Raw genomic sequence first — 22,602 nt, forward strand, 5'->3', positions numbered from 1 at the left:
GAGTGGTCAGGCAGTGACCAGCGAGTCGCCGGACGCCGCCAGCAGTGCGGCGTAGGCACCGCCGCGGGCGACGAGTTCGTCGTGGGATCCCGATTCGACGACGTGCCCGTGATCGAGCACCACGATGCGATCGGCCGACCGCACGGTGGAGAGTCGGTGGGCCACCACGATGGTGGTGCGGTCCTGCTCGAGCTGGTCGATCGCGTCGGCCAGAGCACGTTCGGTGGTGGTGTCCAGAGCGCTGGTGGCCTCGTCCAGAACGAGGACGGGCGGGTTGCGCAGTACGGTGCGCGCGATGGCGAGGCGCTGCTTCTCGCCGCCGGAGAACCGGTAGCCACGCTCCCCCACCATCGTGTCGTAGCCGTCGTCGAGCGAGGCGATGAAATCGTGGATCTGCGCTGTGCGAGCGGCATTCTCGATGTCCGCGTCGGTGGCGTCGGGCCGCGCGAAGCGGAGGTTCTCGCGGATCGTGTCGTGGAAGAGATAGGTCTCCTGCGACACCACCCCGACCGTCGCGGACACGTCGGCGAGCGAGAGATCGCGGAGATCGACACCGTCGACCTCGACCGACCCGGACGTCGGATCGTAGAGCCGCGCCGTCAGATACCCGAGTGTCGTCTTGCCGGCGCCGGTCGCTCCCACGATCGCCAGGGTGCTCCCGGCGGGGACCGTGAGGTCGATGTCCGTGAGCGTCGGATGTGCCGCACCCGGATAGTCGAAGCCCACGTGGCGGAAGCGCACCTCACCGCGTCGGGCCGTCGGATCGATCGGCGTCGGTACGGCGGGTTCGTCGATGTCCACCGGGAGATCGAGGTACTCGAAGACTCGGCCGAACAGAGCCAGGGAGCTCTGCACCTCGACGCCGGTGTTGAGCAGCATCATCGTGGGGCGGAACAGCTGAGTCTGGAGGGTGGTGAACGCGACCAGCGTTCCCACCGTCAACGCGCTGCCGTTGCCGATGGTGATGCCGGCGAACCAGTAGACCAGGGCCGGCATCGCGGCGAAGCTGATCGACATGGTCGCCATGCGCCACTTGCCCGCCATCATCGAGCGGAGTTCGACGTCGGCGACCTCGGACGAGCGTTCGGTGAACCGATTCGTGAGGACCGACGACGCGCCGGTCGTCTTGCCCAACAGGATGCCGCTCACCGAGAGCGACTCCTCCACCTGGACGGACAGATCGCTGAGCAGGCGTTGCCGCACGGTGGAGATACGGCGACGCTCGTCGCCGACCCGCCGAGCGATGCGGACGAACACCGGCAGGATGGCGAGCGAGAAGAGGGCCAGTTTCCAGTCGAGCAGGAAGAGCGCGACGACGGTGGCCATGACGGTGGTCGCGTTCTGAGCGATCGACGTGGCCGTGTTGGTGACGACGGACTGCATGCCGCCGATGTCGTTGGCGATGCGCGACTGCACCTCGCCGGTGCGGGTGCGCGCGAAGAAGCCGAGCGACTGACGCTGCAGGTGCGAGTAGACCTGCACGCGGAGCTGATGCATCAGGGCCTGCCCGATGCTGTTGGACATCCAGGTCTGGGCGACGCCGAGACAGCTGGTGACGACGGCGATCGCGATCATGCCGGCCGCGAGGATCGTCACCAGCGTGACGTCGGCGTTCGGGATGGCGTGATCGAGCATGTCGCGCAGGAGCAGCGGCGATCCCAGTGCCACGACGGCGCTGAGGGTGATGACCGCGCTCACCGCGGCGACCCGGCCGCGATAGGGCCGGAAGAGGGCGACGACGCGCCCGAGCGGTGCGGGTTGGTGGTCCGCAGATGTCACGGGGGACTGCACCGGCCTTGGCGGTGTGGTGGAGGAACGCATATGACCTCCCTGATCGGGTAGAACTGAGGTTACCTCATTATGAGGTCGACCGCTGCAACGCTAGTATCGTCCCGTGCATTCCCACGAGAAGGACCCGGCCGATCTGGTCATGATGGTGGCCAGGTCGATGCGGCGCCGCCACATGGCCGCACTCGAACCTTTCGGACTCTCGCCCTCACACGGACGGGCACTGCGCGTGCTGTCCGGCGCGGCGGGACCACTTCGGCCCGGAGATCTGGCGGAACGGTTGCGCATCGCACCCCGATCGGCAACCGATGTCGTCGACGCGCTGGAGTCGGCCGGCTACGTCGCACGGCACGCCGATGCCACCGATCGTCGCGCGGTTCTCCTCGACCTCACCGACGAGGGGCGGGCACTCGCGGACACCATCGCACAGGCGCAGCGCAGCGCGTCCGAGGCGATGTTCGCCGGCCTGAGCGCGGACGACCGAGCGACCCTCACCGACCTGCTCACCCGCATCCACGACGAATCCGGTGCAGAGAACCGCGTCTGACACGGTTCTCTGCACCGGATCCGGTGACTGTGTACGTCAGTGAGCGACGACGGTGGCACCCTCGGGTCCGTCGGGCAGCTTGCCCGAGCGGACGAGCAGCGCTGCCATCACCGAGCCGGCGAGGAAGATGCCCGACGCCCACCAGAACGTCGTGGTGTAGCTGGCGATCTCCGCGTTCATCCGGAGCAGCGTCGCGGCGGCCTGCGGATCCGCGGCCTGAGCCACGGCCGCCTGGTTGTCGGTCGCGTAGTTCGTCGCTGCCGTCGCCGCGATGGTGCTGAGCAGCGCCGTACCGATGGATCCGCCGATCTGCTGCATCGTGTTGACGGTCGCGGAGGCGACGCCGGCGTCGTCCGGCGAGACTCCGGACACGGCGCCCTGCATGGCCGGGGCCATCGTGGCGCCCATTCCCACGCCCATGACGAGCAGGCTCGGCAGGATGTGCGCGGCGTAGGAACTGTCGATCGAGATCTGGGTCAGCAGGGCCATGCCGGCCGACGCGATCAGCATGCCGGCGGACATGAGAACGCGAGGCCCGAAGCGCGGCAGGATGACCGACGTCGCGACGGTGGCCGTGACCACGAGGGTCGCGATCATCGGCAGGAACGCGAACCCGGTGGTGATGGGCGTGTAGCCGAGCGTGCTCTGCAGGTAGTACGTGAGGAACAGGAACACGGCGAACATGCCGGCACCGATGACGAACACCGCGAGGTACGCGCCGCCGCGGGTGCGGTCGAGCACGATGCGCAGCGGGAGAAGCGGATGCGTCGCCCGCGTCTGCAGGTAGACGAAGACACCGAGCAGGACCACACCGACCGCGAGGAAACCGATGGTCACCGCGTTGCTCCACCCGTCGGACTCGGCGTGCGCGAATCCGTAGACGATGGAGAACAGCGCCGCGGACACGGTGAGGGTGCCGGGGATGTCGAGTACCGGACGCTCGGTGGCGCGGTGCTTGGCCAGCAGGAGGAAGCCGCCGACGAACGCGATTCCCGCGAAGATCAAGTTGACGTACAGGCTCCAGCGCCAGTTCGCCCACTCCGTGAGCACACCGCCGAGAAGCAGGCCGATGGCGCCGCCGGCACCGGCGACCGCGCCGAAGATGCCGAACGCCTTCGCACGTTCCTTCGGATCCGTGAACGTCGTGGTCAGCAGGGACAGCGCTGCGGGAGCGAGCAGGGCGCCGAAGACACCCTGTCCCGCACGGGCCGCGACCAGCATGCCGAAGTTGACGGCTGCGCCGCCGACGGCGGACATCACCGCGAAGCCGACGAGTCCCACGAGGAACGTGGTGCGGCGACCGAAGAGGTCACTGAGTCGACCACCGAGCAGCAGGAGGCTGCCGAATGCCAGAGCGTAGGAGGTGACCACCCACGAGCGGTCCGCGTTGTCGAAGCCGAGATCGAGCTGTGCGGCGGGAAGCGCGATGTTCACGACGGTCGCGTCGAGCACGACCATCAGCTGGGCCAGGCCGAGTACGCCCAGGATGAGCCAGCGAGTGCGGTCGGGCGCGTCGTGCGCGCTCGACCGAATCGTCGGTTGGACGTTTCCGACGTCGGATGTGGTGGAAGACATTGATCCTCGCTTCGGTACGGCGTGAAATGGAGCTATACGGAGGCGTACGCTCCGGATAGCAAGACGATAGCAGCGATGCGGAGGTATGCCCTCCGGTTAACCGACGAACCAGGACGAAACGGACTGTGAAACCCACCACAGCGGCGAAGCCGCTTCGAGCGGACGCCGAGCGGAACAAGCTCAAGATCATCGACTGTGCGCGAGAGTTGTTGGCACGCAAGGGTCTCGAGATCACGCTCGACGATGTCGCTGCGCGCGCCGGGGTGGGTGTGGGCACCGTGTACCGGCGGTTCGCCAACAAGCAGGAACTCATCGACGGCATCCTCGAGCAGCGTCTGGTCGACGTGCTCAGCCGCGCAGAGGTGGCCGCGGAGGCCGACGATCCCTGGGCTGCGATGGTCGATTTCTTCGAATTCATGTGTCGACACATGGCCGCGGACCGTGGTCTCGGTCACGTCGTCCTCGGGTGCGACGACGGCCTCGACCGCATCGCGGCAGTCCGGTCCAAGCTCGAACCGACCATCAACACTCTCATCCAGCGCGCCCAGAAGGCCGGGAAGCTCCGCCCGGACGTGCAGCCCGGCGACCTCTTCACCCTGGTGCGGATGATCGTGGCCGGCGCCGAGGTTGCAGACGAGGTGGACGAGGACAACTGGCGACGCTATTTCGCCCTGGTGATCGATTCCCTCGCGGCGGTGCCGGATCGGTCGGTGCCCCTGCCGGGTCGAGCGCTGACACCGGACGAGATCGTCAGCGTCAAGAGCAGATTGCACGGGAGGGCGTCGTGATCGACAACGTGGTCTCCCCCGTGCTTCCCTCGCACCCCGGGCATCCGATGCTGGTGGCGCTGCGAAGTGACGGAGCGTTCCCCCAGTTGGTCCGCTTCGCACTGGTCGGCGGGCTCAGCAACGTCCTCTACGTCGCCGTGTTCGTCGCGATGCACAGCGAGGGTTCCATCGTGGCCAATGCCGTCGGAGCAGTGGCGTCGACCGTTCTCGCCAACGAACTGCACCGCCGTCTCACGTTCCACGCCGCCGATCGGGTGGGCTGGTTCACCGCGCAGTGGGAGGGCGGCGGACTGGCACTCATCGGTCTGGGCGCCAGCACCGCAGCGCTGACCGCGCTCGACGTCGCACTGCCGACCGCCGGCGCCGCGTTGTCGGCCCTGATCCTGGTCGGGGTCACCGCCCTCGTCGGCGGGCTCCGCTTCCTCGCACTGCGCGGTCTGGTCTTCTAACTGCGCTCACGCTCGCGGCGCGCCAGCTCCGCGAACATCGCGTTGTGCGCCGCGAGGTCCGCACCGTCGTCGCGATCGGCCGCCCGGTCCGTGCGGACCGCTTCCTTCCGGTCCGTGTTGGACCACTGCACCAGCAACGCCAGCATGACGAGGATCAGCGGGATCTCGCCCGTCGCCCACGCGATGCCGCCGCCGAGTCGCTGATCCGCCAGGAGGTCGGAGTTCCACGGCAGCGACAGGCCGCGGAAGAAGGTCTGGCCCATCACCGTCTCGGTGCTCATCAGCGCGATACCGAAGAAGGCATGGAACGGCAGCGATCCGAACACCATCGCCAGCTTGGTCACGGGCGACAGTCGACGCGGTGCCGGATCGACGCCGATGACGACCCAGTAGAACAGGTAGCCGCTCAGCAGGAAGTGCGCGTTCATCAGCAGGTGGGCGCCGTGCGAGTCGACGGTCGCGCCGTAGATGCCGCCGAGGTAGAGCGCGTAGAAGCCACCCACGAAGATGACGGCCGCGACCAGTGGCTGGGTGAGGAACCGGGACACCGGGCTGTGCAGGGCCTCGAGGATCCACTCGCGCGGTCCCGGCACACCGTCCCGGCCGGCCGCAGGCAGCACCCGTAGGGCCAGGGTCACGCCGCCGCCGAGCGCGAGCAGCACCGGGGTGAGCATCGACAGCACCATGTGCGAGCCCATGTGCACGCTGAACATCGCCATCGAGTAGCGGTAGACACCCGACGACGTCGCGAACAGCAGCGTCGCGCAGCCCAGGACCCAGGCGATCGTGCGACCCACCGGCCATGCGTCGCCACGGGCCCGCAGTCGACGAACGCCGAGGAGGTAGACGACGGCCATGACGACGGCGGCGGTGCCGAAGATCAGGTCGAACCGCCAGTCGAAGAGGAAACGCTCGAGGCTCGGGGGCGCGGTGAGGTCGTACCCCAACTCCGCCTCGGTGAGCGTCAGCTCCCGAGCGCTCCCCAGCGGGGGCGGTGTCCGGGAGAGTCCGACCGCGAGCCCGATCGTGGCCGCGAAGACCAGTACCTCGGCACCGGCGAAACGCACGAGATTCGCGCGCGACGTCGGGTCCGCGGCGAGCGCGGGCAGGGCCCGTCGACGCTGGGTGTAGCCGAACACGCCGAGGACGACCAGGGCGACGACCTTGGCGAGTACGAGTCGGCCGTAGGTGGTGTCGAACAGATCTGCGGGCTCGACGCGGACGAAGGCGTTGACCACTCCACTGACACCCATGACCACGAACGCCACCGTGGCGACCGCGGAGAAGCGGCGCGCCGCGACATCGGTGTACGCGCCGGCGCGACGGGCGTGCGCCAGGACGGCGAACAGTCCGCCCGCCCAGAGCGACGCGGCGAGAAGATGCAGGATGAGGCTGTTGGTGGCGACGTCGTGCGATCCACCGGACGACGAGTGCCCCGACAGTGCGAGAGGCATGAGCGAGCCGAGCGCGACCACCAGCAGGATCGGCGTCCACGACCACCGCAGCACGGCACGTGTCCCGAGTGCGAGCACGATCGCGATGATCGCGGTCCACTGCCACGCGCGGGCCAACTCGATCTGCGACAGGCCCGACCATAGGTTCTCGGGACGCAGCGCCTCGGACACCGGCTGACCGGACGTGTCCGAGAGGGTCAGCGGCACCAGCACGATCGCGCAGGCCGCCCACACGATTGCCGCCGACGACGCGGTGCGCAGCGCGCGATAGCCGTCGATGTCGAGGACGCCCGATCTCTGCGGCGGCACGAGGAAGGCTGCGAGCAGCAGAGAGCCCACGGCGATGACGGCCGCGACCTCCCCGAGCGCGCGCACAGCGGGCAGACCGTACGTCGTCACCGGACCCGGATCCGGGATGCCGAGCAGGACCAACGCCTGCGATGCGGACAGCGCGACGATCAGGCCGGCCACCACCGCGGCGATCAGTCCGGCACTCGCGAACACGCCTGCCGATCCGGCTCGTCGCGCCCCACCGTCCGGTTCCGCGGTCGCGGAACGCGGTGCCTCAGTCGTTGCCATACCTCCAGGGTAGGAGGTGACCGGCATCGCAGCACCTACGGGACGTAGTAGACGCGCAACTCACACGTCACCCCTCCGGCGAGTACGCCGGAAACGTCGTGATTCTCCGTGCTGCAGCAGCAGTTCGGACGTACTCGCGAGGGGCGTCAGTGGTGAATGCGTCCCTCGCGCTCCCCCAGCGGCCGTCCGTTCCCGCCCCACCGCCTCGCGACGATCTCCGCCGCGATCGACACCGCCGTCTCCTCCGGTGTCCGGGCGCCGAGGTCGAGCCCGATCGGGGACGACAGTCGCGCGAGCTCGTCGTCGCCGATTCCCACCTCGCGCAGTCTCGCGACCCGATCGTCGTGGGTTCGCCGCGACCCCATCGCACCCACGTAGCCGACGCGGGGCAGCCGCAACGCCACCTCGAGCAGCGGCACGTCGAACTTGGGGTCGTGGGTCAGTACGCAGATCACGGTGCGCTCGTCGATCTCACCCTCGGCCTGCAGTCGCTCGAGGTAGCGGTGCGGCCACTCGACGACCACCTCGTCGGCCGTCGGGAATCGCTCGGTTGTCGTGAACACCGGCCGCGCATCGCAGACGGTCACGCGATAGCCGAGCAGCGCACCCTGACGCGCCACCGCCGACGCGAAGTCGATCGCACCGAACACGATCATGCGAGCACGGGGCGCGAAGGAGTTCACGAACACCGTCATTCCCTCGCCGCGCCGCTGACCGTCGGGGCCGTAGTGCAGGACGTCGGTGCGGCCCGCTTCGAGAAGACCACGGGCGTCGTCGATCACCGCGGCATTCGCGCGGGGCGACCCGAGCGTGCCGGACGCCGCCACCGGGTCGACGACCAGGCGAGAACCGACCCGCGCAGCATCGGGGTGCTCGATGACAGTGGCCACCGCGACCGGCCGGTGCTCCGCGATCGCCGACGCCACCGCGCCGAACTCCGGAAAGGTCGATCGGGACACGGTCTCGACGAAGACGTCGAGGATGCCCCCGCAGGTCAGACCCACCGCGAACGCATCGTCGTCGCTGACTCCGTAGCGATGCAGACCCGCCTCACCGTTCTGCGCGGCCTCGTACACCGCGCCCTCGACGCAGCCACCGGACACCGACCCGACGACTCTGCCGTCCGCGAGCACAGCCATCGACGCACCCGGCGGACGCGGTGCCGATCGGAACGTGCGCACCACGGTGCCCACGCCCACCGACTCCCCCGCGCGCCATGCCGCGAGCACCTGGTCCATCACGTCCTGCACGCCTGCTGCCTTCCCTCGGAGCGAGAAGTCTAAGCCGCACCTCCGGCCCGGGCAGGGCGCAGCGCCTCGCTACACTCGACGGCGCATCGGACACCGTTGCACGCCTCCGTAGCTCAGGGGATAGAGCAAGGGCCTTCTAATCCCTTGGTCGCAGGTTCGAATCCTGCCGGGGGCACCACGGCGCTCATTCGCCCATCGAGAAGACGACGACGGCAGCCACGAGCACCGCGATCAGCGCCACCACGGGTGCGCCGAGTCCGACGATCGCGAAGGCCGCGGCGCCGAGAATCGCTCCGCCCGCGAGCGCCGCCCACATCAACAGCGGGCGGACCCAGGATTCCGAGCTGCGCCCCTGGATCCGAGCGGCGATCGTGCGTGCCATTGTCACGAGCGTCCCGGTCATGTACGTGAGGCTGATGCCGCCGTCCCGCTCGAACACCGCGTTCTCGGCGCCCATCGCTGCCGCCACGATCAGAGCGGACACCAGGGTCGCGCCGCCGCCGAGGTGCACGACGCCGGCCGCCGCCAGCAGTACCGCGACGAGCAGGAGGACGACGGTCTTACGACGCCGGCCGGCGAGGTCGCCGACGAGCGACCCGGTGACGACCCCGCCCACGAACGACACGATCACCACGAGCCCGACGGACGCCGCACCGAGATGTCCCGCAGTGAGTTCGACGGCCGCCCGAGTGGTGTTGCCCGTCATGAAGGAGACGAAGAAGCCGCCGAGAGCGAGGAAGCCGACGGCGTCGACGAAGCCCGCCACAGCGGCGAGACCCAGCGCCACGTGGGCATCGCGGCGGCGGTCGTGGGTGCGCTTCACGCGGTCATTGGATCACCACGAGAGCGGTAACGTCGCACCGGTGACCCGCCGCGCCGCTACCCTTCTCCTCCTCGCGACTCTGAGCGTGGCGGGGTGCGGCGGTGACCCGGCGACACCCCCGGCCGACGACCCGGCTCCGGCGACCTCGACGTCCGAGGCGCCCAGCACGCCGTCGGTGGCCGGTCCCTCCGTGCCGACGGGGCCCGACACCGTCGCCGCGGACGACCTCTTCATCGCAGGGTTGGACAGTGGCGCCATCGAGTACACCGACCCGGAGACGATGAAGATTCTCGGACGCGGCATCTGCGCCGAACTGCAGCAGGGGCAGCCGGTGATCGCCGAGGTGGACGCCGTCACGACGGGCAGCCGCGGCAAATGGGACGAGAGCGCCGCGGGCGCCATCGTCGGTACCGCGATCGGCGCCTACTGCCCCGAGTTCCGAGCGCTGCTGCCCGGCTGACGGCTCCGGCGCAGCAGGAAGCGCTGCACCTTGCCGCTGGGCGTCTTGGGCAGTGCGTCGACGAAGTGCACCGTGCGCGGGTAGGCGTGCGCGGCGAAGTTGGACTTCACCAGCTGCTGCAGCTCGGACTCCAACTCGGCGGTACCCGAGACGCCCTCCGCCAGAACGACGTACGCCTCGATCACCTCTCCGCGGATGTCGTCGGGTTGGCCCACCACCGCCACATCCATGACCGACGGGTGTTCCACGAGAACGCTTTCGACGTCGAAGGGCCCGATCCGGTAGCCGGCCATGATGATGACGTCGTCGTTACGCGCGGAGAAGAAGTAGGAGCCGTTCTCGATTCGTCCGGCATCGCCCGTCAGGTACCAGGACCCGTCCTCCGTGAACCGTTCGGCTGTCTTGTCGGGAGCGTCGACGTATCCGGTGAACCACATCAGCGGGCTGCCCGCCACCTCGAAGCCGATCTGATCCTCGACGACTCCGGCGGTGAAGCCCGGCAACGGCTTTCCCATCGAACCAGGGATCAGCGGCTCACGCACCGCGTCGTGCCAGGCGTTGACGATGACCATCCCGTGCTCGGTCTGGCCATAGTGATCACGCACCGGCACGCCGAGCGCCGACTCCGACCACACCAGAACGTCCGGCGTCAGCGGCTCCCCCGCCGACGACGCCCGTCGCAACGTGATGCCACCGACCGACGGGTCCTTGCTCAGGCTCCGGTACACCGTCGGCGCCGCCGCGAAGTTGGTGACCTCGAACTTCTGCATCACCGCGACCGTGAGCGCGGGGGTGAAGCCGGCATGCAGCATCAGACTGCGACGGCCCATCGCCATCGGGCCGAGAATGGCGTAGTAGAGCCCGTAGGCCCAGCCGGGGTCGGCGGCGTTCCAGAAGACGTCGTCCTCGGACACGTCGAGGCCGTAGGTCATGTAGGCGACGAACGACGCCAGCGCCGACACAGGCACCGGCACGCCCTTCGGCTTTCCCGTCGTGCCGCTGGTGAAGAGCTGGATCATCACACCGTCGCCGCCCACGGCCACCGAGGCCGCCATCGGCTCGTGCTCACGAACCAGAGCGTCGAAGCCCTCCCCCGTCTCGATCACCGTGATGCCCTCGATCGAGTCGAGCTTCTCGCGCTGGTCGGTCTCGGTGATGACGACGCGCGCCTGCGCGGCCTCGACGCGCATCGCGATCGCCGGAGTAGCGAAGGCGGTGAACAGCGGGACGTGCACCGCGCCGAGTCGCCAGAGCCCGAGCAGGGCGACGACCAGTTCGAGCCGCTTGCTCATCAACACTCCCACGCGGTCACCCCGGCCGACGCCCATCTCGGCGAGGCCCGTCGCGAATCGCGCCGACAGCTCGTGCAGCTCGCCGTAGGTGAGGTCGCGCGCCGTGAGATCGCCTTCGATGAAGGTGAACGCGATCGCCGCCGGGTCGTGGTCGTCGCACAGCAGGGCGGCGAGGTCGGCGTCGGCGGATCCGTAGGTCGCCAGCAGGCGTGCGACATCGTCGGTCAAGGTCGTCATGGTGAGAGTGTGGCGCGGAACACTCGCGGCCCGATACCCTCCGAAGAGGGTAGGAAGACGGAGACCATGATCGACACACATTTCGACGCCGCCGTGGACCGGTTGCGCGCCGGTTCGGGCGTCACGCTCGCTTTCGGCGGAGTCATGACCGCGGGACGGCGATTGACGCTGCGCCATTTCGCCGGGCAGTCCGTCGGGGCGCTCGACGGTGTCGAACTCGAGGCAGGTCACGGTCTCGGCGGCAAGGTGTTGCAGGTCAATCGCACCGTCGCGCTCGACGACTACATGCGGACTCCGAAGATCAGCCACCGATACGACGCCATCATCTCCGCCGAGGGCCTGCGCGCCATGATCGCCGCCCCAGTCGTCGTCGGGCGGACAGCCGTCGGCGTGCTCTACGGCGCGATGCACACGGCCGGCCACATCGGGGATCGCGTGCTCGACGTGCTGACCCTCGAAGCGGGGGTTCTGGGCCAGGACCTCGCCGTCGACGAGGCGCGGCGCGATGCCGACCGGCTGCGCGAGGACGTCCGTCAGACGTACACGCGGCTGCGGGCGGTCGCGGCACGGTCGGACGCACCCGAGCTCACGTCCGTGCTCGACTCGATGCGCGCCTTCCTGGAACCCGCCGCACCGATACCGTCCGCTCCGCACGTGACGGCCCGCGAACGGGACGTGTTGTCGCTGGTGGCGCTGGGCCGGTCGAACATCGCCATCGCCGAGGAGCTCGGCCTCACCGTGTCCACAGTCAAGAGCTACATGAAGTCGATCATGGCCAAGCTCGACGCGTCGACCAGACACGAAGCCGCGCACGCCGCCCGGCGTGCAGGCCTAGTTCCCTGATCCTGTCCGCAGCGCCTTCTCGAGCGGAGTCGGAAAGGTCGGGGTGATGGACGCGCCGTCGAGATGGGCCTCGAGACGTACAGCTTCCGCCGCGACCTGCTCCTCGTCGGCCTTCTCGAACAACCGGAACACCACCTCACCGGCGCCGCGTACGGCCCAACCGCCGACCACCCGGCCGTTCGACCACACCGTGGGGCCGACGTTGCCGAACGTGTCGAACAGATCCGGTCGGTACTCGTCCGGCAGGAACCATCGCCGATCCTTCCACCCCATCGGCGTCGGATCCAGCGCGGGCAGCAGCGCCACACCCCCGTCGGCACCGCTGATGTCGCTGCTGCGCAGCATGATTCCCCCACCCGACGACAGCTCGACCTCCTCGACGTCGAGAGCGGCGAGGGCTTTGACGGTGTGACCCTTGTTCCATCCGGTCCACCACTGGAGGTCCTCGGGAGTCGCCGGACCGAACGCCTCCAGCCAGGTACGCGCCAGGCGAACTCGCGCATCCGCCTCCTCGATCGGCGGCACACCGTCTGGCCACCACGCGCTCACCGGTGCCCACGTGTGGTGGCGCGAGGTCCAGTTTCCCCGCGGTTCCACGCGCACGATGCGCCCCTCCGCCGACAGCAACGTCAGCAGCGACGACGTCACGTAGCGACGGACGTCGTACTTCTTGTCCGTGGTCGGGAGGAACGCGGTGCGCAGTTCCGGTACGGCGGTGGACAACTCGGCTCCCGTCGCGGTGCCCGACGCAGCCAGTGCCGCATCGACACCCGACTCGAGATGGTCGAGGAACGCCGGCACGTCATCGATCACCGGGTCGGTGGGCAGGGTCGAGAGTTGCTTCGCCAGACGCGTTCTCAGGGTTCTGGCCACCCCGGCGCTCGAACCGGACTGCACGACGGGCATGAACTGCTTGTCGATGACGAAGAGGGTGCGGCGCATCGCCATGACCCGCACCAGCGAGCGGCAGGTGTACAGAGCGTCGCGCACGTCGTCCAGGGTCGCGGTGGTCGATCGCGCCAGAACCTGCAACGACACGCTCGCCGCATCCGTGGCGTGGAGCGCGACGATGCGCTGGACCACGTCCTCGGGCGTCAGCGACGACCCCAGACCCACGGCATGCCGGTGCACCAGGATCTTGCGCCGCTCCTTGTCCGTCACCTTCATCGGGACAGTGTGACCGACCCCGCCGCCGTGCGCACCCATGCCGGGCGCACATACCCCGCGGCGCAGTTCGCGTGGTGCTCCCCCGATGGGGAGTGCACGGGACGAACCGCGGTGCACGAAGCCCAGCCCAACGGCAACGACCGAGCCGGCACCCCCACACGACAACGGCGCCGCACCCGTCATGGGTGCGGCGCCGTCGTGAGGCTCCGGGTCAGCGACCGTTCGACCGCCTGGACGACTCCTCGAAGTCCCCCTCGATCACCTCGAAGGTGCGCGTGTCGGACTGTGCCCGGCGCGACGCTTCCCTCATCTCGATGCCGTCGGTGACGAGGTCACCGATCTCGCGGGTGACGTCGCGGACTGCCGTGGCGATGATGACCGCGATGCGTCCGACGTGGGTCGCCGCGGACTCGGTCAGTTCCTGCACGGTGTCCTTGTTGCGTTCGAACTTGCCGACCATGGCACTACCTCTCAGGCTGCAGCTTTTTCGCGCTCGATGATCACACCGGTCACCTTGTCCACACCGGTGAACCGGTCGGGAAGGGCGAGTCGGAAGATCTTGCCCCACACAGTACCGATCTGATGGAAGAAGCCACCAGTGTTGTACGGAAGGCCGTACTCCTCACAGAGCGCCTTGACCTCGGGCGCGATCTGCGGGTAGCGGTGCGCGGGCAGGTCGGGGAAGAGGTGGTGCTCGATCTGGTGCGAGAGGTTGCCGGACATGATGTGGAACAGGTCGCCACCCTCGATGTTCGCGGAGCCGAGCATCTGACGCACGTACCACTGGCCGCGGGTCTCCTGCGCGGTCTCCTCGACGGTGAACGTCTGCACGCCCGTCGGGAAGTGGCCGCAGAAGATGATCGAGTAGGCCCACACGTTGCGGACGATGTTGGCGGTGAAGTTGCCCACCAGCGTCGGGACGAACATCGGCCCGGTCAGCGCGGGGAAGACGATGTAGTCCTTGAGGACCTGTCGTCCGGCCTTCTTCCACCAGCCCTCGAGCAGGGGCTTGACGTCGTGCCACTTGCGCTTGCCCTGGATGACGTTCTCGGCCTCCAGGTCGTGCATCATGACGCCCCACTCGAAGAAGGTCATGAGCAGGAACGCGTAGATCGGGTTGCCCAGGTAGTACGGGTTCCACTTCTGCGCGCTGTCCATCCGCAGGATGCCGTAACCGATGTCGCGGTCCATGTCGAGGATGTTGGTGTACGTGTGGTGCATGTAGTTGTGCGAGTGGCGCCACTGGTCACCGGGGCAGGTGTTGTCCCACTCGAAGACCTTGGAGTTCAGGCCCGGCTCACGCATCCAGTCGTACTGGCCGTGCATGACGTTGTGACCGATCTCCATGTTGTCGAGGATCTTCGACAGGCTCAGGGCGCTGACGGCGGCGATCCAGGCCGGCGGGAAGAAGCCGAAGTACATCAGTCCGCGACCGGCGACCTCGAGTCCGCGCTGCGCCTTGATGATCTTGAAGATGTAGTCGCGGTCCTCCTGACCCAGATCCGCGACGGTGCGGGCGCGCAGGTCGTCGAGCTTGCGTCCGAGTTCCTCCACGGCTTCGTAGCTCAGGACGACAGGTCCGTCGGTTCCCGGCTCGTCCATCACGTCGACGCCGGACGTCGCGGTGTCGGGCGCCGAGCTGGAACCGATGAACGGGAGAAAGGACAGTGAGAGTCCGAACATGGTGACCTCCTCTTCGAGTATGTGGATGGGTCAGACGTCGATGTCGACGTCGCCCACGGGGACGGAGATGCAGAGCTGGATTTCGTTGTCCGGATCGGAGTCGAGCTCACCGGTCTTGACGTTGCGGGTGCATCCCGACTTCTTGACTGCCGTGCAGGTGAAGCAGATTCCCATCCTGCAGCCGAATTCCGGTGTCAGCCCGGCATTCTCGGCCTGCTCCAGGAGGGTGGCGCCGTCGTTCTCCGCCTCGACGGACGAACCCGAGAACGACACGGTTCCCGAGGCATCCCCGTCGACGACCGGAACTGCGGTGACGAACTCCTCCGAGAACAACGACTCGGAGAGTCCGAGTTCGTCGAACACCGACCTGACACCCTTCATCAACCCGGGCGGCCCGCACAGGAACGTCTGCGCCGAGGCGTGCCAGCGTGCTGCGACGTTCAGATGCTCGGTGTCGAAGAATCCGTGCAGATGACCACCGTTCTGCTGATCGGTGTACGCGTACAGAACGTCCACGTTGTCGTTCTCGGCCGCGATGCGGTCGAGTTCGGCGCGGTAGCAGACGTCGTTCTCCGTGTAGGCGTAGTGCAGGAACGCCACGCGTCCGGCGTACCCCTCGTGCACCAGCGTGCGCAGCATCGACATCACCGGGGTGATGCCGCTTCCACCACTGATCAGCAGAACGTGGTCCGGCCGCGGGCTCGGGAGCTCGAAGGTGCCCGTGGCCGGCGCGAGATTGACCACGAGACCGGGCTTCGCCGAGGCGACCAGGTAATTGGACACGATGCCGTCGGGCTGAGCCTTGACGGTGAGCTCGATCGTGTCGTCGTCGGTTCCGGCGGTACCTGCCGGGGAGTAGCAACGCGTGTGCCGGACGCCGTCGACCACGACACCGATCTGCACGAAGTGGCCGGCGGAGAACCCCTTCCACTGCCACGTGGGGCGCAGCGTCAGCGTGACGGTGTCGGGAGTCTGGTGACGGACGGCCACCACCTCGGCGCGCATGTCGTCGACAGTCATCATGGGGTCGACGAGTTCGAGGTACCGATCGACCGCGTGCGGCGTCGTCAGCGTCTCGAGCAACCGGGGCCGCAACCTGGACAGCAGCGAACTGCGACGGCCGCGCGATGTGGGGGTGGTGGCGATGCTCAAGTCGTCCTCCTCGAATGACGGGCCGGTGACCGGATCACTTCTCCAGTGCACACTCGTTCACTGGAACCGAGTGTGACAGCCCGTACCGGCAACTTTCAAGGCCAATGTGACGACGGACACGTACCGTGAGCAGCAGTGACCCGCCAGGCTCTCGCGCGGCGGAAGTGCACACCCATACACCGATGTCGGTTAATGTCGAGGAATGTCCGAGAATTCCGTAGGTTCCACGACGGCCAGCAGGGCCGAACGCAAGGAACGCACCCGGCGGGCACTCGTGGACGGAACGCTGGACGCCATCGCGGACCGCAGTTTCTCCAGCGTGAGCCTGCGGGAGGTCACGCGCGCGGCAGGAATCGTGCCGACAGCCTTCTACCGCCACTTCGCGTCGATGGAGGACCTCGGAGTCGCGGTCGTCGAGGACAGCATGCGCGTCCTTCGCAAGATCCTGCGCGACGTCCGTCGTCACCCGTCCGCGGACAACGCGCGCGAGTCGCTCGAACTGCTGGTGGGCGAGATCCGCGAACACGACGTCCAGTTCCGCTTCCTGATCCGCGAGCGGTCCGGCGGGGTGGTGGAGGTCCGGCGCGCGATCGAGACCGAGCTGCGAATGATCGTGCACGAGCTCACTCAGGACCTGTCCCGGATCCCCGCCCTGTCGTCGTGGCCCGGCGATGATCTCGAGATGGTCGCCGACCTCATCGTCAACACGATGCTGGCGACGGTGGTGGACCTGGTCGAGGTGACGCCCGCCGGCGCGGCCGAACGCGACATCGTCGAACGCGCGCTGTCCCAGCTGCGCGTGATCATGCTGGGAATGGGCCAGTGGCAGCCTCGGAACGTCCGCGGCGCACGGACGTCGGCAGCCGCCCTCGGAGCGTGAGGACCCGATAGCCTTTCCCCATGCAGATCTCAGTCGGTGACCTGACCTTCGACGCGGACCGCTACGGAACCCCCGGCGACCGCCCGGCCCTTCTCCTGCACGGTTTTCCCGAGACGTCCGCGAGTTGGCGCGACGTGGCGATCCGCATGGCGGACGCGGGCCGCGACGTCGTCGTGCCGAACCAGCGCGGGTACTCCCCCGGTGCCCGTCCGATCGGTACCGACGCTTACCGCATCGATCTGCTGGTCGCCGACGTCATCGGAATGCTCGACGAACTGGGCTTCGCGGCAGTCGATCTCGTGGGGCACGACTGGGGGTCGATCGTCGCCTGGTACGTCGCGGCGCTGCATCCGGATCGCGTGCGCACCCTCACCGCAGTGTCCGTCCCGCACCCGGCCGCCTTCGGGTGGGCGATCCGCGAAGACGAGGACCAGAAGGAGCGCAGCGAGTACATGACTCTCTTCCGCCGGCCCGGCAAGGCGGAGGACCTGCTGCTCGAGGACGACGCCCGCCGGTTGATCGCCATGTTCTCCGGTGCCGCCGATCCGACGATCGTCTCGCAGCATCTTCCGGTGGTCGGCCGACGTGACACGCTCACCGCCGCGCTGGAGTGGTACCGCGCCATGACGCGCGACTTCGCGGATCTCCCGTCCGTCGAGGTGCCGACCACCTACGTGTGGGGTAACCAGGACACGGCGGTCGGCCGCGCCGCCGCCGAGCGGTGTGCCCAGCACGTCACCGGCCCGTACGAGTTCGTCGAGTTGAGTGTCAGCCACTGGGTGCCCGAGGACGATCCGGACCGACTGGCGGACGAGATCCTCGCGCGTTAGCGCGTGACCGGTTGTCGCAGAATCGTTCTCAGTTTGTCGGCCACCACACGCCGTGGGTCGCCGAGATAGATCTCGTGATGACGTCCCGTCATCCGGAGCGAGTGCGCCGGGACGACGACGTCGTGCATGTGCGCGAGCACCGGCGCCTCGTCCTCGTAGGACCCGACGTGCAGCGTCTGCACGCACAGCCCCTCGTCGAGACGTCTCAGGCGCACGTCGCCTGTCCGCGGGCCCGCCTTCTGTTCGCGGACGGTCTCCAGATGCTCGGCCGTGATCCAGTCGGGGGTCATGATCATCGCGGTCCATCGCCATCGCGACGGGTCCCGCTCGCGGGTGAACGACGCCCAGTCGTCCGCCCACCACAGCGCTTCGAGCGGCATCACCACGTGGTCTCTGCCGAGTTCACGCTTGCCGAGGAACTTCAGGCCGTACGCGAGCGGATACAGAGACGACACCGCGTCGGTCCAGGCGGTCGTGTTCGGATCACCGTCCCCGTCGATCGTGAGGTACTGCAGGGGCGGCACCTCGACCACGTCGAACACCCCGAGTCGAGCACTGTACGTCGCGATCTCCTTCTTGTGGTCGACCTTCACGCCGCCGCGTCCCTCCCCCGATCACCCTCGGGTGCCGCGACGCGGAGCAGGGCCAGTAGCCCGGCCGCCAGCACCAGCACGATGCCGATGATGCCGGCCCGATCCGCGTCGAAGAGGAAGACGAAGAGTCCGAAGAGGCTCGGAGCGAGGAACGAGACCGCGCGTCCCGTCGTGGCGTAGAGGCCGAACATCTGGCCTTCCCGGCCGGGCGGGACTATGCGGGTCAGGAAGGTGCGCGACGCCGACTGCGCGGGTCCGACGAACAGGCACAGGATCAGTCCGAAGATCCAGAACATCAGGGGACCCGAGACGGCGAGCAGGACCAGCCCGGCGACGATCATCGACACGAGCGAGACGACGATGACGAGCTTGGGCCCCAGCACGTCGTCGACACGCCCCGCGACGACGGCGCCGAGTGCGGCGACGACGTTGGCGGCGACCCCGAAGAGCAGCACGTCGGCACTGGAGATGCCGTACACGGTGACGGCCAACACCGCTCCGAAGGTGAAGACCCCGGCCAGACCGTCACGGAACAGAGCGCTCGCGACGAGGAACCACACGGTGCGGCGGTCGGTGCGCCACAGCTCGGACACGTCGCGCCACAGCACGCGGTACGACTCGAGGTAGCCGGCTCGCGCGGCCGCCGCCTCGGGGTCGGTGACGGGGAGTTCGGGAACCGCGAAGAGCACGGGAAGCGAGAACACGAGGAACCACACCGCCGCGAGCAGCGCCACGAGCCGGATGTTGAGGCCGTCCTCGGTGGTGATGCCCAGCAGGCCGCGCTCGTCACCGTCGCCGGCGATGAACCCGAAATAGCACATCAACAGCAGGACGATGCCACCGAAATAGCCCATCGCCCAGCCGAATCCGGACACCCGACCCAGATTGTCGGGCGTCGAGACCTGACGCAGCATCGCGGTGTAGGGCACCTGCGCCACCTCGAAGAGCACCGAGGCGACGGACAGCAGGATCAGGCCCAGCCACAGGTAGTGGTAGTCGTCCTTCACGAAGAACAGTGCCGCCATGCACACGACGGTCGCGGTCGACAGTACGAAGAGGAGCCGTTTGCGGCGACCTCTGGCATCGCTGCGCTGACCGGAGACGGGAGCCAGGACCGCGACCAGAACTCCGGCGATGCCGAGCGACCACCCCAACCACGACGTGGCGGACACTCCGCCGGGCAGATCGGCACCCACCGAGTCGGTCAGGTACACCGAGAACACGAACGTGAGGATCACGGCCTGGAAGGCGGCGCCGCCCCAGTCCCAGAAACCCCACGCCAGCACCTGCTTCTTCGTCACGACACCGGGCGCGCCCACGACCACCATGTCTCGCAGCATAGGGTGCCGAGATGACCGACTTCCCTGTTCTGCTGTCGCCGATCACGGTCGGTCGTACGACGTTGCCCAACCGGGTGATGATGGGCTCGATCCACACTGGACTCGAGGATCGGGCGAAGGACGTCGAGAAGCTCGCCGCGTACTTCGCCGAGCGCGCCCGAGGTGGTGTGGGACTCGTCGTCACCGGGGGCTACTCCCCCAATCGCACCGGCTGGCTGCTGCCGTTCGCGGCCAAATTGACCAACCGTCTCGAGGCCCGTCGCCACCGACACGTGACCGATGCCGTGCACCGCGAGGGTGGTCGGATCGTGCTGCAGATCCTGCACGCGGGCCGCTACTCCTACCATCCGCTCTCGGTGAGTGCGTCGGGTGGGAAGTCGCCGATCACCCCGTTCCGCGCCCGCGGCCTCACCGATCGGGGCGTGGAACGGCAGATCAGCCACTACGTCCGGTGCGCGCGCCTGGCGCAGCGCGCAGGCTACGACGGCGTCGAGATCATGGGCGGCGAGGGCTACTTCCTCAACCAGTTCCTCGCACCGAGGACGAACCGTCGCACCGATCGATGGGGCGGGTCCGCCGAGAACCGGCGCCGCCTTCCGGTGGAGATCGTGCGTCGCATCAGAGCAGCGGTCGGACCGGACTTCCTGCTCTCGTTCCGGATCTCGCTGGCCGATCTGGTCGAGAACGGTCAGACGTGGGACGAGATCGTGGCACTCGCCACCGAACTCGAAGGAGCCGGGATCGATCTGTTCGACTCCGACTTCGGCTGGCACGAGTCGCGCGTGCCCACCATCGTGACGTCCGTACCGAGGGCCGCGTTCATCGACTTCACCCGCCGCCTCACCGAGGTGGTGACGGTGCCGGTGGCGGCGGCGAACCGGATCAACATGCCGGAGGTCGCCGAACGCCTGCTCGCCGACGGCAGCGCGCACCTGGTGTCGCTGGCTCGCCCGATGCTGGCGGATCCCGACTGGCTGCTCAAGGCGAGGAACGGCCGACGGGACGAGATCAACACGTGCATCGCCTGCAACCAGGCCTGTCTCGACCACGTCTTCGTCCACCGCAAGGCGTCCTGCCTGCTCAATCCGCGGGCCGGGCGGGAGACCGAACTCGTGCTGTCCCCGACACGCTCCGCGAGAACGGTCGCCGTCGTCGGCGCCGGCCCGGCGGGACTCGCCACCGCGGTCGCACTGGGGCAGCGTGGTCATCGCGTCACCCTCTTCGAGGCGCGCGACGAGATCGGCGGCCAGTTCGCGATCGCGCAGCGCATCCCCGGCAAGGAGGAGTTCGCCGAGACGGTCCGCTACTTCACCCACGCACTCGCCGCAGCGACGGTCGACGTTCGGCTCGGCACGACGGCCGGCGCCGCGGACCTCGTGCACTTCGATCGCGTCGTCCTGGCCACGGGTGTGGCGCCGCGCATCCCGTCCATTCCCGGCATCGATCACCCCAGCGTCGTCACGTACGCCGAGGCGGTGCTCGGCCACCGCGACGTCGGCAGGCGCGTGGCCGTCATCGGGGCCGGCGGCATCGGTGTCGACGTCTGCGAGTTCCTCACCACGGAACACTCCTCGACTCTGGACACCGCGGAGTGGCGTCGGGAATGGGGAGTCACCGACGATCCGGCGGCCGCGGGTGCCGTGGCCACCGCTGTCGCTCCCCCCGCGGCTCGCGAGGTGTACCTGCTGCAGCGGACGGCGGGACGGATCGGGACGCGACTCGGCAAGACCAGCGGCTGGGTGCATCGCGCTGCCCTGCGAAGCAGGAACGTGACGCAGTTGTCGGGGGTGCGGTACGACCGGATCGACGACGACGGACTTCACATCACCGTCGACGGACGGACACGCGCACTGGAGGTCGACACCATCGTCGTGTGCGCCGGCCAGGAGTCGGTGCGCGATCTTCTGGACGATCTCACAGCTGCGGGAACAGTAGTCGACGTCATCGGCGGCGCCGACGTGGCGGCGGAGGTGGACGCGAAGCGGGCGATCGAACAAGGGACCCGCCTCGCGGCCGCCCTCTGACGTCGCGTGCTCCGAAGGGTCACGCTAGCCTCGGTGACCGTGAGCCTCCCCGCACCCACCGCAGAGTCCCGTGCCGTCGTCACCGGAGCGTCGTCCGGCATCGGAGAAGCACTCGCCACCGAACTCGCCGCCCGTGGTCATTCGCTGATCGTCGTCGCCCGTCGAGCCGAGTTGCTCGAGGCGTTGGCGGCGAAGCTGACCGCCGCGCACGGCGTCACCGTCGAGGTCCGCGTGAACGATCTGTCTGATCCCGTTCAACGCCAGACCCTGGCGGACGAACTGGCCGGCCGCGACATCTCGGTGCTCTGCAACAACGCCGGCATTGCCACCTTCGGTCCGGTGTCGGGGCTGGATCCCGCCTACGAGCGCGCCCAGGTGCAGCTCAATGCTGTTGCGGTGCACGATCTCACGCTGGCGGTCCTGCCCGGCATGATCGAGCGTGGCGCCGGCGGCATCCTCGTCACCGGCTCGGCCGCGGGCAACATGGCCATCCCCAACAATGCGACCTACGCCGCCACCAAGGCGTTCGTGAACACGTTCTCCGAGTCGTTGCGATCGGAGCTCGCCGGCACCGGCGTGCACTGCACGCTCCTCGCACCCGGCCCGGTCCGCACCGAGACGCCCGATCCCGCGGACGCCTCCATCGTCGACAAGCTGGTGCCGGACTTCCTGTGGATCGACAGCGCGTACACGGCACGGCTGTCTCTCGACGGGCTCGAGAAGAACAAGATGCGCATCGTTCCCGGAATCCTCAGCAAGGGCATGTCCGTTGCGGGCCAGTACAGTCCGCGCTCGATCAGCGCTCCGATCATCGGCAGCTTCTACAAGAAGCTCGGCGGTTCCTGACC

The 22,602-nt window shown here is 68.2% G+C and carries 21 protein-coding genes and 1 tRNA gene; 10 read left to right on the forward strand and 12 right to left on the reverse strand.

Translation table 11 applies throughout. The features are described 5' to 3' along the window. Positions 1-6 precede the first annotated feature (6 nt). Complete coding sequence (locus tag QRN16_RS08880) at positions 7-1,821, reverse strand: ABC transporter ATP-binding protein (RefSeq protein ID WP_502943987.1); 1,815 nt, start codon at positions 1,819-1,821, stop codon at positions 7-9. 73 nt (positions 1,822-1,894) lie between these two features. On the opposite strand from QRN16_RS08880, the gene QRN16_RS08885 reads away from it, so the two are divergent. Further along, a complete protein-coding gene (locus QRN16_RS08885) occupies positions 1,895-2,335 on the forward strand; it encodes a MarR family winged helix-turn-helix transcriptional regulator (protein WP_027505630.1) in 441 nt (146 codons plus the stop codon). Between the two features lie 36 nt (positions 2,336-2,371). Here the strand turns inward: QRN16_RS08885 and QRN16_RS08890 are convergent, their stop codons facing one another. Then, positions 2,372-3,910: an MFS transporter gene (locus QRN16_RS08890; protein WP_056445939.1), complete on the reverse strand. Its 1,539-nt coding sequence runs from the start codon at positions 3,908-3,910 to the stop codon at positions 2,372-2,374. A 125-nt stretch (positions 3,911-4,035) separates the two neighbouring features. On the opposite strand from QRN16_RS08890, the gene QRN16_RS08895 reads away from it, so the two are divergent. Continuing rightward, positions 4,036-4,698 (forward strand): TetR/AcrR family transcriptional regulator, encoded by a 663-nt coding sequence (locus QRN16_RS08895; protein WP_222630196.1) that lies wholly within the window; start codon positions 4,036-4,038, stop codon positions 4,696-4,698. A 47-nt stretch (positions 4,699-4,745) separates the two neighbouring features. Continuing rightward, complete coding sequence (locus QRN16_RS08900; RefSeq protein WP_155957030.1) at positions 4,746-5,147, forward strand: GtrA family protein; 402 nt, start codon at positions 4,746-4,748, stop codon at positions 5,145-5,147. On the opposite strand, the gene QRN16_RS08905 is transcribed toward QRN16_RS08900, so the two are convergent. Both QRN16_RS08905 and QRN16_RS08910 read right to left on the reverse strand, forming a co-directional pair. Then, positions 5,144-7,180, reverse strand: a complete 2,037-nt coding sequence (locus tag QRN16_RS08905) for a bifunctional copper resistance protein CopD/cytochrome c oxidase assembly protein (protein ID WP_285185722.1) — start codon at positions 7,178-7,180, stop codon at positions 5,144-5,146. The genes QRN16_RS08900 and QRN16_RS08905 overlap by 4 nt on opposite strands. A gap of 146 nt (positions 7,181-7,326) precedes the next feature. Next, positions 7,327-8,418 (reverse strand): XdhC family protein, encoded by a 1,092-nt coding sequence (locus QRN16_RS08910; protein ID WP_261781470.1) that lies wholly within the window; start codon positions 8,416-8,418, stop codon positions 7,327-7,329. A gap of 114 nt (positions 8,419-8,532) precedes the next feature. On the opposite strand from QRN16_RS08910, the gene QRN16_RS08915 reads away from it, so the two are divergent. Then, positions 8,533-8,608: transfer RNA gene (locus tag QRN16_RS08915), tRNA-Arg, on the forward strand. Between the two features lie 6 nt (positions 8,609-8,614). Here QRN16_RS08915 and QRN16_RS08920 read toward each other — a convergent pair. Further along, positions 8,615-9,253 (reverse strand): YoaK family protein, encoded by a 639-nt coding sequence (locus tag QRN16_RS08920; RefSeq protein WP_027505624.1) that lies wholly within the window; start codon positions 9,251-9,253, stop codon positions 8,615-8,617. A 40-nt stretch (positions 9,254-9,293) separates the two neighbouring features. Between QRN16_RS08920 and QRN16_RS08925 the strand changes: the two genes are divergently transcribed. Then, positions 9,294-9,713 carry a DUF732 domain-containing protein gene (locus QRN16_RS08925; RefSeq protein ID WP_285185723.1) on the forward strand — a complete coding sequence of 140 codons (420 nt, stop codon included), beginning with the start codon at positions 9,294-9,296 and terminating at the stop codon, positions 9,711-9,713. Here the strand turns inward: QRN16_RS08925 and QRN16_RS08930 are convergent. Further along, positions 9,677-11,242, reverse strand: a complete 1,566-nt coding sequence (locus QRN16_RS08930; RefSeq protein ID WP_285185724.1) for an AMP-binding protein — start codon at positions 11,240-11,242, stop codon at positions 9,677-9,679. The genes QRN16_RS08925 and QRN16_RS08930 overlap by 37 nt on opposite strands. Positions 11,243-11,308: 66 nt before the next feature. Here QRN16_RS08930 and QRN16_RS08935 point away from each other — a divergent pair, with 66 nt between their 5' ends. After that, positions 11,309-12,085: a helix-turn-helix transcriptional regulator gene (locus QRN16_RS08935; protein WP_027505622.1), complete on the forward strand. Its 777-nt coding sequence runs from the start codon at positions 11,309-11,311 to the stop codon at positions 12,083-12,085. Here the strand turns inward: QRN16_RS08935 and QRN16_RS08940 are convergent. The 4 genes from QRN16_RS08940 to QRN16_RS08955 form a co-directional block, all read right to left on the reverse strand. Then, on the reverse strand, positions 12,074-13,252 hold the full coding sequence (locus QRN16_RS08940; RefSeq protein WP_285185725.1) for a winged helix DNA-binding domain-containing protein: 1,179 nt from the start codon (positions 13,250-13,252) through the stop codon (positions 12,074-12,076). The genes QRN16_RS08935 and QRN16_RS08940 overlap by 12 nt on opposite strands. Before the next feature lie 211 nt (positions 13,253-13,463). Beyond that, a complete protein-coding gene (locus QRN16_RS08945; RefSeq protein ID WP_027505620.1) occupies positions 13,464-13,712 on the reverse strand; it encodes a hypothetical protein in 249 nt (82 codons plus the stop codon). Positions 13,713-13,723: 11 nt separating this feature from the next. After that, the gene (locus tag QRN16_RS08950; RefSeq protein WP_027505619.1) at positions 13,724-14,935 is read right to left on the reverse strand and encodes a fatty acid desaturase family protein; all 1,212 of its coding nucleotides are present in this window, start codon (positions 14,933-14,935) and stop codon (positions 13,724-13,726) included. Between the two features lie 30 nt (positions 14,936-14,965). Further along, on the reverse strand, positions 14,966-16,087 hold the full coding sequence (locus QRN16_RS08955; protein ID WP_285185726.1) for a ferredoxin reductase: 1,122 nt from the start codon (positions 16,085-16,087) through the stop codon (positions 14,966-14,968). A gap of 202 nt (positions 16,088-16,289) precedes the next feature. Between QRN16_RS08955 and QRN16_RS08960 the strand changes: the two genes are divergently transcribed. Beyond that, positions 16,290-16,967, forward strand: a complete 678-nt coding sequence (locus tag QRN16_RS08960) for a TetR family transcriptional regulator (RefSeq protein WP_056446144.1) — start codon at positions 16,290-16,292, stop codon at positions 16,965-16,967. Positions 16,968-16,987: 20 nt separating this feature from the next. Continuing rightward, a complete protein-coding gene (locus QRN16_RS08965; protein ID WP_285185727.1) occupies positions 16,988-17,797 on the forward strand; it encodes an alpha/beta fold hydrolase in 810 nt (269 codons plus the stop codon). Here QRN16_RS08965 and QRN16_RS08970 read toward each other — a convergent pair. Continuing rightward, on the reverse strand, positions 17,794-18,390 hold the full coding sequence (locus QRN16_RS08970; RefSeq protein ID WP_285185728.1) for a GyrI-like domain-containing protein: 597 nt from the start codon (positions 18,388-18,390) through the stop codon (positions 17,794-17,796). The two genes, QRN16_RS08965 and QRN16_RS08970, sit on opposite strands and share 4 nt — an antisense overlap. Further along, positions 18,387-19,718: an MFS transporter gene (locus QRN16_RS08975; RefSeq protein ID WP_235578968.1), complete on the reverse strand. Its 1,332-nt coding sequence runs from the start codon at positions 19,716-19,718 to the stop codon at positions 18,387-18,389. Before QRN16_RS08975 ends, QRN16_RS08970 begins: the two co-directional genes overlap by 4 nt. A 23-nt stretch (positions 19,719-19,741) precedes the next feature. Here QRN16_RS08975 and QRN16_RS08980 point away from each other — a divergent pair, with 23 nt between their 5' ends. Together QRN16_RS08980 and cmrA are read left to right on the forward strand one after the other, a co-directional pair. Next, positions 19,742-21,754, forward strand: a complete 2,013-nt coding sequence (locus QRN16_RS08980) for an NADPH-dependent 2,4-dienoyl-CoA reductase (RefSeq protein ID WP_222649390.1) — start codon at positions 19,742-19,744, stop codon at positions 21,752-21,754. A 39-nt stretch (positions 21,755-21,793) separates the two neighbouring features. Further along, complete coding sequence (gene cmrA, locus QRN16_RS08985; RefSeq protein ID WP_222649391.1) at positions 21,794-22,600, forward strand: mycolate reductase; 807 nt, start codon at positions 21,794-21,796, stop codon at positions 22,598-22,600. Positions 22,601-22,602: the final 2 nt, after the last annotated feature.

Origin of the sequence: Rhodococcus sp. MEB041 (assembly GCF_030208955.1) — a bacterium.
Classification (GTDB): Bacteria; Actinomycetota; Actinomycetes; order Mycobacteriales; family Mycobacteriaceae; genus Rhodococcoides.